Raw genomic sequence first — 12,913 nt, 5'->3', positions numbered from 1 at the left:
GCGACGCAACGTGCTTTGCCTTAACCGAATTTCGCCACCTCGGCCCCACCCTGAGCAACAGATGGAATCGAAGGGGTACGGGATGGACAAGACACTGTTCAAGTTGACAATGGGTCTGGGGATCATGGTTCTGGCGGCACAACAGGTACAGGCTGCGGGCCAGAACTGCGCGCCGCGAGAGGACGTGTTGACACGGCTTCATGAAACTTATGGCGAAACGCGCCGGGGCCTTGGGCTGGCCCGGCAAGGCGCGGTTATGGAGCTGTTCGCTTCGAGCGAAAGCGGCAGTTGGACGATCACGGTGACTTTGCCGAACGGGATCACGTGCTTGGTGACCTCCGGTCAGGCTTATGAGGAAGTCGCGGACGCCTTGCCACCGAATGCCTGATTACGTAAGCGCGTCCCAGATCAGTTTGCTGCCCGTTAAGGTCAACAACACGTAGGCAATTCCAAAGAACAGGCGTTCGGACATCATGAAATGCGCCCGAACGCCAATCCATGCCCCAAGAATAGCAAAAGGTGTCAGCAGCAAATCCGCCAGTGCCGTATGCCATGTGAACAAACCCAAAAAGGCGTAAGGCACAAACTTTGTGATGTTGATGACCCAAAAAACCAGCACAGTGCTGGCCTGAAACTCGGTTTTCGACAGTTTTTGTGACAACAGGTATACAGCAGCCGGCGGACCCCCGGCGTGGCTGACAAAGCTGGTAAAACCGGCTACCAGCCCCGCAAACAAACCGGCCGAAGGGGGTAGACGGTTGGCAAAACCGCGCACCCACCCTTTGGTCTGCGCGACGTGCCAGATGACGAAACCAACCGAGATGCCGCCGATCAGTAACCGCAGCAGATCGTCGTCCGTTGCCCGGTAGAGCCATGCACCCAGCGCAACACCCGGTACACCCCCTAAAATCAGCAGCCACGAATCTGCCCAACTCCACCTCTTCCAATAGGGCCCCAAAGTGGCCACATCGATGACCATCAGAATCGGCAGCATCAGCGCCAAAGCCTGCCCCGGCTCCAGTATCAGCGCCAGAATCGACGAAGACGCAAAGGCCACGCCCGAGCCGAAACCGCCCTTTGAGATACCTGCAAATATCACCGCAGGGATCGCCACAGCAAAAAACATCAGGTTCAATTCGAACATGCACCGATCCCGGTTTTGGCTTGTCTCAAAGGCCCTTTAGCGCAATCACACATGGATCCGCAAACGGTATGCGGTTGTATGCCACGTCGCAGAACCCTTGCCTATTGCCGTTTTAGCGACTAGCACGACCGCGATTTCAAAACCGACCGGAGATATTCCAAATGGCCAGACCCAAGATTGCGCTGATCGGCGCGGGGAACATCGGCGGCACGCTTGCGCATCTTGCAGCTGTCAAAGAACTGGGTGACGTAGTCCTGTTTGACATCGCTGACGGACTGCCGCAGGGCAAGGCGCTCGACATTGCCGAGTCCGGCCCATCCGAAGGCTTTGACGCCTTGATGAAGGGCACAAGCGACTATGCCGATATTGCTGGTGCGGATGTATGCATCGTGACCGCTGGCGTGGCTCGCAAGCCGGGCATGAGCCGCGATGACCTGCTGGGCATCAACCTGAAAGTCATGAAGTCGGTGGGTGAAGGCATCGCCGCGCACGCACCCGATGCCTTCGTGATCTGTATCACCAACCCGCTGGACGCGATGGTGTGGGCTCTGCGCGAATTCTCGGGTTTGCCGCACAACAAGGTTTGCGGCATGGCTGGTGTTCTGGACTCGGCGCGCTTCGCACACTTCCTGTCGGAAGAATTCAACGTCTCGATGCGTGACGTCACCGCATTTGTGCTGGGTGGTCACGGCGACACCATGGTGCCTTCGGTACGCTATTCGACAGTTGCCGGCATCCCGCTGCCCGATCTGGTCGAAATGGGCTGGACCACGCAGGAAAAGCTGGACGCCATCGTTCAGCGCACCCGTGACGGTGGCGCGGAAATCGTTGGCCTGCTGAAAACAGGTTCCGCTTATTACGCGCCTGCCACTTCGGCAATCGAAATGGCCGAAGCTTATCTGAAAGACCAGAAACGCGTTCTGCCTTGCGCTGCCTATTGCAGTGGTGAGCTGGGTGTTGATGGTCTGTACGTTGGCGTCCCAACTGTGATCGGTGCAGGCGGTGTTGAACGTATCGTCGACATCAAGCTGAACGAAGACGAGCAGGCCGGTTTCGACAACTCGGTCAACGCCGTGAAAGGCCTGATCGACGCGTGCAAAGGCATCGACAGCTCGCTGGCGTAAAACTGCGTTCAGATTGGAACTCAAGACCGGCCCATTTCTGGGCCGGTTTTCTTTTGCCCAGATTAATCAGGGTCGCGAATGTTGGCGCAAACGTCGCAAATCCTTTTTTTGAATGTGATTTTCGGTCCTCGTTCAGATTTTTCGAATCAATTCATCCGCTGGCTATTTTTGTGATCACACGCTAAAAACCCGTGATCACAAATAGCGAAAATCTTCGCTAAAAACCCATTGGACATCAAAAAACCCTTTAAACTTGACCGCTAGACACCCCTATAACGGTTAAACGCAGTCAGACGGGACAATTTCGATGAACATTCACGAATATCAGGCCAAAGCTCTTCTTCGCAGCTATGGCGCTCCGGTCTCCGATGGTCGCGCCGTGCTGCGCGCCGAGGAAGCCAAAACCGCAGCCGGTGAACTGGACGGCCCGCTTTGGGTAGTCAAAGCGCAAATCCACGCAGGCGGACGCGGCAAGGGTTCCTTCAAAGAAGCCGACGCCGGTGAAAAAGGCGGCGTGCGTCTGACCAAATCGGTCGAAGAAGCCGCCGAGGAAGCCAAGAAGATGCTGGGCCGCACGCTGGTCACGCATCAGACCGGCCCCGCAGGCAAGCAGGTCAACCGCATCTATATCGAAGCTGGTTCGGGCATCGAACGTGAACTGTACCTGGCCCTTCTGGTAGACCGCCAGACCAGCCGCATTTCGTTTGTCTGCTCGACCGAAGGCGGCATGGACATCGAAGAAGTGGCCGCTGCGACGCCCGAGAAAATCCTGTCCTTCTCGGTTGACCCTGCGACGGGGTATCAGCCCTATCACGGTCGCCGCATCGCGTTCTCGCTGGGCCTGCAAGGCGCTCAGGTCAAGCAATGCGTCAAACTGATGAACCAGCTGTATAATGCCTTCGTCGAGAAGGACATGGAGATGCTGGAGATCAACCCGCTGATCGTCTCGGACAGCGGCGACCTGAAAGTGCTGGATGCCAAGGTCGGGTTTGACGGCAACGCCGTTTACCGCCACCCGGATATTGCAGAACTGCGCGACACGACCGAGGAAGACCCCAAGGAACTGGAAGCTTCCAAGTACGACCTTAACTATATCGCGCTGGATGGTGAGATCGGTTGCATGGTCAACGGCGCGGGTCTGGCGATGGCCACCATGGACATCATCAAGCTGTACGGGGCTGAGCCTGCCAACTTCCTCGACGTGGGTGGCGGTGCCACCAAAGAGAAAGTGACCGAGGCGTTCAAGATCATCACCTCGGACCCGCAGGTCAAAGGCATTCTGGTTAACATCTTCGGCGGCATCATGCGCTGTGACGTCATCGCCGAGGGCGTTGTCGCCGCGGTGAAAGAGGTCGGTCTGCAGGTTCCGCTGGTCGTGCGTCTGGAAGGCACGAATGTCGAGAAAGGCAAAGAGATCATCAACACCTCTGGCCTGGACGTGATCGCGGCAGACAACCTGAAAGACGGTGCCGAGAAGATCGTGAAGGCCGTTAAGGGTTAAGCTGCTTGCGGTGGGGTTGGCTTAAAGCCCGCCCCACAGCGCGAACAACTCAGCAAGTGTTTTTTGTTGAGAGGAATCGAAAGAAGCAATCGATCTGATGACCATCCCCATCTTCCTCATAGGTCTAGAACGCGCCACAGGGCGGGCGCGTTTGATGGAGCAGGAACTGCAAAAGGCAGGCCTGTCGGCGACGCGCGTTAATGCTGTTGATTGCGACGCCGCCACCCGTGAGGATTTCCTGCGCGAATGCAAGGCCGAGGGGCCGTGGGGTTATTTCCATACCAAGGATATGGCATGCACCCTCAGCCATGCCAAAGCGTGGGAAGCATTGATCGCCTCGGGCGCGGAGCAGGCGTTGATCCTTGAGGATGACGTGTTTCTGTCACCGGAACTGGCCGATTGGCTGAATGACCCGTCCTGGTGGCCCGCAGATGCCGATATCGTTCGGTTTGAACGCTGGCGCAGCACCAAGCTTTATGTCGCGCTCGGGCGCAAGCGGTTGATCCATCTGGGGCGGGAGCTGCGCCTGATGCGGTCTCGCCATCCCGGAGGCGCTGCATACGCGCTGACACGGCAAGCGGCACAGCATTTTCTGGCACAGAAACCCTATGATATCACGTTGGACGGGCTATTGTTTAACCCGTCAGCCTCACCAGCGGCGCGTCAGATCAATATCTATCAGGTGATCCCGGCCATGGTCGAACAGGGCAACGAAGCGCCCGGGGAATACAATATGGGGGCACCGCGCAGTCGGCCCACAGGCTGGCCATTGGTCCGGCAAAAGATACGGCGCGGCATTGTTGAAATCAGCAGCGGGCTGCGCACCACGGCCAATCTGGCCTTGGGTCGTGCCACGCTCGAAAAAATACCTTATGCGCCGCAGGTTCTGCCGGCGACTGAACCCAATCAATCCAACACCGCCTAGAGAAAGGGACAAAATGGCAGTCCTCATCGACGAAAACACTAAAGTGATCTGTCAGGGCTTTACCGGCTCGCAGGGCACATTCCACAGCGAACAGGCCATTGCCTATGGCACCAAGATGGTCGGCGGCGTAACCCCCGGCAAAGGCGGGATGGAGCATCTGGGCCTGCCCGTGTTCAACTCGGTCCACGAGGCCAAGCATGTGACCGAAGCCAACGCCTCGGTAATCTACGTGCCGCCGCCTTTTGCGGCTGACTCGATACTCGAAGCGATTGATGCCGAGATGGAGGTGATCGTTTGCATCACCGAAGGTATCCCGGTTCTGGACATGATGAAGGTGAAGCGCGCGCTGGAAGGCAGCAAGTCACGCCTGATCGGCCCGAACTGCCCCGGTGTCATCACGCCCGACGCCTGCAAGATCGGCATCATGCCCGGCCACATCCACAAGCGCGGCTCGGTCGGCGTTGTGTCCCGTTCGGGTACCCTGACCTATGAGGCCGTCAAACAGACCACCGATGTGGGTCTGGGCCAGTCCACCTGCGTGGGCATCGGCGGCGACCCGATCAAAGGCACCGAGCATATCGACGTGCTGGAATGGTTCCTGGCCGATGACGAAACCACATCGATCATCATGATCGGTGAGATCGGTGGCTCGGCCGAAGAAGAAGCGGCGCAGTTCCTGGCGGATGAGGCCAAGAAGGGCCGCAAAAAGCCGACCGCCGGTTTCATCGCAGGCCGCACGGCTCCTCCGGGCCGCCGCATGGGTCACGCCGGCGCGATTGTCGCCGGTGGCAAAGGCGGTGCCGAGGACAAGATCGAAGCCATGCGCTCGGCCGGTATTGTCGTAGCCGAAAGCCCGGCGCAGCTGGGTGAAGCTGTGCTGGAAGCGATTGGCTGATATAGCAGCTTCGGCTGTCTAATCGGGGAGGAACGGAACACATGACCTTTAGTGAGGCTGTCAGAACGTGTTTCTCCAAATTCTTCACTTTTTCGGGCCGTGCATCGCGGCCCGAATACTGGTTCTTTTTCCTGTTCGTCGTGATCTGGGGCTTCATCGCCGGGATCATCGACTGGCAGTTCTTCACGCAGGTCTCGGTCACCGAAAGCGATGAGGTGAAATCCGTCACCGCCACGTCCAGCCAACCGGTCCAGAGCATTGTCGGCCTGATCGTCTTTTTCCCCCATCTGGCCGTCGCATGGCGGCGGATGCATGACACCGGGCGCAGCGGGCTTTACGCCTTACTGCCGGTCCTTTTGATCCTTGGCGCCTTTGCGGTTCTGATCTTTGGCATTGGTATTGCCAGCCAGTTCCATGGCGGAACGCTCGACATATTGTTTACCCGCGCAACATTGCTGATCGTCATTCCGACACTTATCGTTCTTTTTGTGTCGCCCCTCCTGGTTCTGTGGTGGCTGACCCGCCCCAGCCAACCAGGCACCAACCAATACGGTCCCAACCCATATGAGGTAGCCCAATGACCGAACACTCGCCCAACTCTGCCTTTCATGCCTCAAGCTTCATGCAGGGGCACAATGCCGAATATCTGGAGCAGCTTTACGCCCAATACACCAAGAACCCTGGTGCCGTAGACGCGGCCTGGGTTGAGTTTTTCAAGGCTATGGGTGACGCCGCGCCGGATGTGCAGCGCGAGGCCGAAGGGCCTTCTTGGGCGCGGACCGACTGGCCGCCCATGCCTGCCGATGATCTGACAGGCGCGCTGACCGGGGAATGGGCCGAGATTGACGCCAAAGCGGCGGGCAAGAAGATCAAGGACAAGGCGGCTGACAAGGGTGTTGAGGTCAGCGATGACCAGATCAAACGCGCCGTGCTGGACAGCCTGCGCGCCCTGATGCTGATCCGGGCCTATCGGATCCGGGGCCATCTGGCCGCAGATCTGGACCCGCTGGGGATGCGCGCGGCATCCAATCACCCAGAGCTGGATCCAAAGACCTACGGCTTTACCGACGCCGACATGGACCGGCCGATCTTTATCGACAACGTTCTGGGGCTTCAGGTGGCCTCGATGCGGCAGATCGTCGAGATTGTGAAGCGGACCTATTGCGGCACCTTTGCGCTGCAATACATGCATATCTCGAACCCCGAAGAAGCCGCTTGGCTGAAAGAGCGGATCGAAGGTTACGGCAAGGAAATCGCGTTCACCAAGGAAGGCCGCAAGGCGATCCTGAACAAGATGGTTGAGGCCGAGGGTTTTGAGAAATTCCTGCACGTCAAATACATGGGCACCAAACGCTTTGGTCTGGACGGCGGTGAAGCGCTGATCCCTGCAATGGAGCAGATCATCAAGCGCGGTGGTGCGCTTGGCCTCAGCGACATCGTCATCGGGATGCCGCACCGGGGGCGTCTGAACATTCTGGCCAACGTGATGGGCAAACCATACCGCGCCATCTTCAACGAATTCCAGGGTGGCAGCTTCAAGCCCGAGGATGTGGATGGTTCAGGCGACGTGAAATACCACCTCGGCGCATCCAGCGACCGTGAGTTTGACGGCAATTCTGTGCACCTGTCACTGACCGCCAACCCCTCGCACCTTGAGGCGGTGAACCCGGTGGTTCTGGGCAAGGTTCGCGCCAAACAGGATCAGCTTGGTGACACGGATCGCACCAAGGTCATGGCCATCCTGCTGCATGGCGACGCGGCCTTTGCCGGTCAGGGTGTCGTGGCCGAAGGGTTTGGTCTGTCTGGTCTGCGCGGTCATAAGACCGGCGGCACTATGCATATCGTGGTAAACAACCAGATCGGCTTTACCACTGCGCCGCACTTCTCGCGCTCGAGCCCCTATCCGACGGATATCGCGTTGATGGTTGAAGCGCCGATTTTCCACGTGAACGGGGATGACCCCGAAGCCGTGGTACATGCCGCCAAGGTGGCAACTGAGTTCCGTCAGAAGTTCCACAAAGATGTGGTTCTGGATATCTTCTGCTACCGCCGGTTTGGTCACAACGAGGGCGATGAGCCCATGTTCACCAACCCAATCATGTACAAAAAGATCAAAACGCACAAAACCACGCTGTCCCTGTACACCGAGCGTTTGGTCAAAGACGGCCTGATCCCCGAGGGTGAGATCGAGGACATGAAGGCCGCCTTCCAGGCACACCTGAACGACGAGTTCGAAGCCGGAAAAGACTATAAGCCCAACAAGGCTGACTGGCTGGACGGGCGTTGGTCACATCTGGACAAGAACAAAGACGAATACATGCGCGGCGAGACAGCGATCACGCCCGAGACTCTGGCCGAGGTTGGCGGCGCGCTAACCCGCGCCCCGGCTGGGTTTGCATTGCATAAGACAGTCGGTCGTCTGCTGGACCACAAGAAGCAGATGTTTGAATCCGGCACGGGCTTTGACTGGGCCACCGGTGAGGCGCTGGCCTTCGGATCGCTGTTGACCGAAGGATACCCGGTGCGTCTGGCTGGGCAGGACGCCACGCGCGGCACGTTCAGCCAGCGCCATTCGGGATTCATCCACCAAGAAACCGAAGAGCGGTATTACCCGTTAAACAACATTCGCGCAGGGCAGTCGCACTACGAAGTGATTGACTCGATGCTGTCCGAATATGCGGTGCTTGGGTTTGAATACGGCTATTCGCTGGCCGAACCCAATGCGCTGGTCCTTTGGGAAGCCCAGTTCGGCGATTTCGCCAACGGCGCGCAGATCATGTTTGACCAGTTCATCAGTTCAGGTGAATCGAAATGGCTGCGGATGTCCGGTCTGGTCACGCTGCTGCCGCACGGGTTCGAAGGCCAAGGCCCCGAACACTCATCCGCACGTCTGGAACGGTTCCTGCAAATGTGCGGTCAGGACAACTGGATCGTCGCGAACTGTACGACGCCCGCAAACTATTTCCACATCCTGCGCCGACAGCTGCACCGCACCTTCCGCAAGCCGCTGATCCTTGTGACACCCAAATCGCTGCTGCGCCACAAACTCGCGGTTAGCACCGCCGAGGATTTCACAACCGGTTCCAGCTTCCACCGGGTGCTGTGGGATGACGCGCAAAAAGGTAATTCGGACACCAAGCTGGTGGCGGATGACAAGATCAAGCGGGTCGTCATGTGCTCGGGCAAGGTCTATTTCGATCTGCTGGAGGAACGTGACGCGCGCGGCATCAACGACATCTACCTGATGCGTATCGAGCAATATTACCCCTTCCCTGCGCATTCGCTGATCAACGAGCTTGAGCGTTTCAAAGGGGCCGAGATGGTCTGGTGTCAGGAAGAACCCAAGAACCAGGGTGCCTGGTCGTTCATTGAACCCAATATCGAATGGGTCCTGACCCGGATCGGCGCAAAACACAAACGTCCGGTCTATGCCGGTCGCGCAACATCGGCCTCGCCCGCGACGGGTCTGGCCAGCCAACACAAAGCCCAACAAGAAGCGCTGGTGAACGAAGCGCTGAGCATCAAAGGAAAGTAAGCGATGACGATTGAAGTTCGTGTTCCCACGCTTGGCGAGTCGGTCACCGAAGCCACTGTTGCCACATGGTTCAAGAAGCCCGGCGATGCGGTCGCCGTGGATGAGATGCTGTGTGAGTTGGAAACTGACAAGGTCACAGTGGAAGTGCCTTCTCCCTCTGCGGGTGTGATGGCAGAGATTGTAGCCGCCGAAGGCGACACCGTTGGCGTTGATGCTCTGCTTGCCACCATCACGGCTGGCGAAGGCGCGGCTGCTGCCCCGGCTGCAGCGCCGGCAGCAGCGGCCACTGCTGCCGCGCCAGCTGCTGCGGGTGGGTCTGTTGATGTCATGGTTCCTACACTTGGAGAATCCGTCACGGAAGCCACCGTTTCAACCTGGTTCAAACAGGTTGGCGACAGCGTCGCGCAGGACGAAATGTTGTGTGAATTAGAAACCGATAAAGTCTCGGTCGAGGTTCCGGCTCCGGCTGCGGGTGTTCTTGCTGAAATCGTTGCGCCGGAGGGTGCAACTGTGGATGCAACCGCCAAGCTGGCGGTAATCTCTGGCGCTGCCGCGGGCGCGGCATCTGTACCTGCTCAGGCGGCAGCAGCGGCCCCGGCAACCGCAAGCACCGGCAAGGACGTGGCGAATGCACCCTCTGCTGAAAAAGCGATGGCCGAGGCCGGATTGTCAGCAGATCAGGTCACTGGCACCGGTCGCGATGGTCGCATCATGAAGGAAGACGTGGCAAAGGCAGTCGCTACGGCTGCGGCTCCGGCGCCAGCACCGGCGGCACCGGCCCCGGCCGCTCAGGCTCCGCGTGCGCCGGTTGCGGCTGAAGACGAGGCCCGCGAAGAACGCGTGCGCATGACCCGTCTGCGTCAGACCATCGCCAAGCGTCTTAAGGATGCGCAAAACACGGCCGCGATCCTGACCACCTATAACGAGGTGGACATGACCGAGGTGATGGCCCTTCGGAACCAATACAAGGACCAGTTCGAGAAGAAACATGGCGTGCGTCTTGGTTTCATGTCGTTCTTCACCAAGGCCTGTTGCCATGCGTTGAAAGAAGTGCCCGAGGTGAATGCCGAGATTGACGGCAATGACATCGTCTACAAGAACTTCGTCCACATGGGCGTCGCCGCTGGCACACCGCAAGGTCTGGTGGTGCCGGTCATCCGCGATGCGGACAGCATGTCCTTTGCCGCGATCGAAAAAGCCATTGCCGAAAAGGGCAAGCGCGCCCGCGACGGTAAACTGTCCATGGCTGAAATGCAGGGCGGCACGTTCACCATTTCGAACGGTGGTGTTTATGGCTCGCTGATGTCATCGCCAATCCTGAACCCCCCGCAGTCGGGTATTCTGGGGATGCACAAGATTCAGGATCGTCCGATGGTCATCAATGGTGAGATTAAGATCCGCCCGATGATGTATCTGGCGCTGTCCTATGACCACCGGATCGTTGACGGCAAAGGCGCGGTGACCTTCCTTGTTCGCGTGAAAGAGGCCCTGGAAGACCCACGCCGCCTGCTGATGGATCTGTAACCATGGCGACACATGTACTCTGGCAGGCCGATGTGGCCGATTTCGACGTCTGGCTGAAAGTCTTCAAGGAAGATCGAAAGATGCGTGAGGCCGCGGGTATCCGCGACCTCCACATCTGGCGCGACCCTGAGCAGAAAGATCATGCGGTGGCATTGTTCGAAATCACCGATTTGGAGCGCGCGCAGAACTTTATCGAGTCAGAAGAACTCGCCATGCACCATGAACGTGGCGGCGTGGCCCATATTCACACAAAAGTTCTGACACCCGTCTGAACACGATGGCGGAGCATCAGGGGTGACACACCTTTTGCACACGCTCCGCCACAGAACTCATACGTACTCAACACGGCGTCTTGCAATGAACGCAGAACTGACAGCACTGACCATGGCCGCCCTTCTACAGGTTCTGCAGTTTGTTCTTATGGCAGTCCCTGCAAATCTGGAATTGGGTCCGGGCAAAACCATGTCACCCCGTGACAGGGCCAGATTGGGCGGGGCCTTGGAAGATCAGCTCTCGGATGGGACAGCGCGGCTCTACCGTGCCCTCAACAACCATTTCGAAGGCTTGATCCTGTTTGCCATAGCTTGTGTCGTCGTCACCGTTTCAGGCAAGGAAAACGCACTGACGGCCACCTGCGCCTGGACCTATCTGGCCGCGCGGGTGCTGTATGTTCCGGCATACTATTTCGGTTGGAAACCGTGGCGCAGCGTCATTTGGTTCTTCGGGTTTCTGGCCACAACCCTCATGCTTTTGGTGGTTTTGCTATGAGACCGCCACCCAATATCCTGTTCAGAGGTTCCCGCCCTGCAACAGCCCGAATTCTCAAGGAGATCTTCCATGGCAAACTATGACGTTATCGTAATCGGCGCCGGTCCCGGCGGCTATGTCTGCGCCATCCGCTGCGCCCAGCTCGGTCTGAAAACCGCCGTCGTCGAAGGGCGCGACACGCTGGGTGGAACCTGCTTGAACGTAGGTTGCATTCCGTCCAAGGCGCTGCTGCATGCCAGCCATCAGTTGCACGAAGCCGAGCATAACTTTGCCAAGATGGGCCTGAAGGGCAAAAGCCCTTCGGTCGACTGGAAACAGATGCAGGCCTACAAGGACGAGGTGATCGAAGGCAACACCAAGGGCATCGAATTCCTGTTCAAGAAGAACAAGATCGACTGGCTGAAAGGCTGGGGATCGATCCCTGCCGCTGGTCAGGTCAAGGTTGGCGATGAGGTTCACGAAACTAAGAACATCATCATTGCGTCTGGGTCCGAACCCTCTTCGCTGCCTGGTGTCGAAGTAGACGAGAAAGTCGTTGTGACCTCAACCGGCGCACTATCGCTAGGCAAGATCCCGAAGAAAATGGTCGTCATCGGCGCAGGCGTGATCGGACTGGAACTGGGTTCGGTCTACAGCCGTCTGGGGGCTGAGGTGACTGTGATCGAGTTCCTCAAGGAAATCACACCAGGCATGGACCCCGAAGTGCAAAAGACGTTCCAGCGCATCTTGAAGAAGCAGGGCCTGAACTTTGTGATGGGTGCTGCGGTGCAAAAGACCGAGGCGACCAAGACCAAGGCCAAGGTCACCTACAAACTGCTCAAGGATGACAGCGAGCACGTGATCGACGCCGATACCGTTCTGGTCGCCACTGGGCGCAAGCCGTATTCCGACGGTTTGGGACTGGACGCCTTGGGTGTTGAGATGACCCAACGCGGCCAGATCAAGGTGGGTTCCGACTGGCAAACCAACGTGCCGGGCATCTATGCCATCGGCGACGTCACCGAAGGCCCGATGTTGGCGCACAAAGCTGAAGACGAAGGCATGGCCGCAGCCGAACAGGTTGCGGGCAAACATGGGCATGTGAACTATGGCGTTATTCCCGGCGTGATCTACACATGGCCCGAAGTCGCAAATGTGGGTGAGACCGAAGCAACCCTGAAGGAACAAGGGCGCGCCTATAAAGTCGGCAAGTTCATGTTCATGGGCAATGGGCGCGCCAAGGCGAACTTTGCCTCGGACGGGTTCGTGAAAATCCTCGCCGACAAGGAAACAGATCGCATTCTTGGGGCTCACATCATTGGCCCGGCTGCGGGTGATCTGATTCATGAGGTCTGCGTTGCGATGGAGTTCGGCGCTTCGGCAGAAGATCTGGCCCTGACCTGCCACGCGCACCCAACCTATTCAGAGGCTGTGCGCGAAGCCGCGCTGGCCTGCGGTGACGGGCCAATCCACTCCTGATCCGATACTTGTGAAACCGGAGTTTTGCGAGGCTCTGCC

At 58.2% G+C, this 12,913-nt stretch carries 12 protein-coding genes; 11 read left to right on the top strand and 1 reads right to left on the bottom strand.

Going from position 1 to position 12,913, the window contains the following annotated elements; all coding sequences use genetic code 11:
- The first annotated feature begins 82 nt into the window (after positions 1–82).
- Positions 83–388, top strand: a complete 306-nt coding sequence (locus GS646_RS01865; protein ID WP_171183959.1) for a hypothetical protein — start codon at positions 83–85, stop codon at positions 386–388.
- On the opposite strand, the gene GS646_RS01860 is transcribed toward GS646_RS01865, so the two are convergent.
- Entirely contained in the window at positions 389–1,144 is a 756-nt protein-coding gene (locus tag GS646_RS01860) for a sulfite exporter TauE/SafE family protein (RefSeq protein WP_171093677.1), read from the bottom strand.
- A 161-nt stretch (positions 1,145–1,305) separates the two neighbouring features.
- Between GS646_RS01860 and mdh the strand changes: the two genes are divergently transcribed.
- From mdh to lpdA, 10 genes are all read left to right on the top strand, one after another.
- Positions 1,306–2,268: a malate dehydrogenase gene (gene mdh, locus GS646_RS01855; protein ID WP_171183957.1), complete on the top strand. Its 963-nt coding sequence runs from the start codon at positions 1,306–1,308 to the stop codon at positions 2,266–2,268.
- 307 nt (positions 2,269–2,575) lie between these two features.
- On the top strand, positions 2,576–3,769 hold the full coding sequence (gene sucC / locus GS646_RS01850; RefSeq protein WP_171183956.1) for an ADP-forming succinate--CoA ligase subunit beta: 1,194 nt from the start codon (positions 2,576–2,578) through the stop codon (positions 3,767–3,769).
- A gap of 97 nt (positions 3,770–3,866) precedes the next feature.
- Positions 3,867–4,694 carry a glycosyltransferase family 25 protein gene (locus GS646_RS01845; RefSeq protein WP_171183954.1) on the top strand — a complete coding sequence of 276 codons (828 nt, stop codon included), beginning with the start codon at positions 3,867–3,869 and terminating at the stop codon, positions 4,692–4,694.
- Between the two features lie 13 nt (positions 4,695–4,707).
- Positions 4,708–5,589, top strand: a complete 882-nt coding sequence (gene sucD, locus GS646_RS01840) for a succinate--CoA ligase subunit alpha (RefSeq protein ID WP_171093685.1) — start codon at positions 4,708–4,710, stop codon at positions 5,587–5,589.
- Between the two features lie 41 nt (positions 5,590–5,630).
- Positions 5,631–6,170, top strand: a complete 540-nt coding sequence (locus GS646_RS01835; protein WP_171183952.1) for a DUF805 domain-containing protein — start codon at positions 5,631–5,633, stop codon at positions 6,168–6,170.
- Complete coding sequence (locus GS646_RS01830; RefSeq protein WP_171183950.1) at positions 6,167–9,124, top strand: 2-oxoglutarate dehydrogenase E1 component; 2,958 nt, start codon at positions 6,167–6,169, stop codon at positions 9,122–9,124. The genes GS646_RS01835 and GS646_RS01830 overlap by 4 nt, the downstream gene beginning before the upstream one ends.
- A 3-nt stretch (positions 9,125–9,127) precedes the next feature.
- Positions 9,128–10,648: a 2-oxoglutarate dehydrogenase complex dihydrolipoyllysine-residue succinyltransferase gene (gene odhB, locus GS646_RS01825; protein WP_171183949.1), complete on the top strand. Its 1,521-nt coding sequence runs from the start codon at positions 9,128–9,130 to the stop codon at positions 10,646–10,648.
- A 2-nt stretch (positions 10,649–10,650) separates the two neighbouring features.
- Positions 10,651–10,920, top strand: a complete 270-nt coding sequence (locus GS646_RS01820; RefSeq protein WP_171093694.1) for a hypothetical protein — start codon at positions 10,651–10,653, stop codon at positions 10,918–10,920.
- An 85-nt stretch (positions 10,921–11,005) separates the two neighbouring features.
- A complete protein-coding gene (locus tag GS646_RS01815; RefSeq protein ID WP_171183947.1) occupies positions 11,006–11,416 on the top strand; it encodes an MAPEG family protein in 411 nt (136 codons plus the stop codon).
- 69 nt (positions 11,417–11,485) lie between these two features.
- A complete protein-coding gene (gene lpdA / locus GS646_RS01810; protein WP_171179119.1) occupies positions 11,486–12,874 on the top strand; it encodes a dihydrolipoyl dehydrogenase in 1,389 nt (462 codons plus the stop codon).
- Positions 12,875–12,913 lie beyond the last annotated feature (39 nt).

This window comes from Ruegeria sp. HKCCD4315 (assembly GCF_013112245.1).
Lineage (GTDB): Bacteria > Pseudomonadota > Alphaproteobacteria > Rhodobacterales > Rhodobacteraceae > Ruegeria.
The sequence above is the reverse complement of the archived record's forward strand: the minus strand, read 5'-3'. Positions and strand labels throughout refer to the sequence as shown.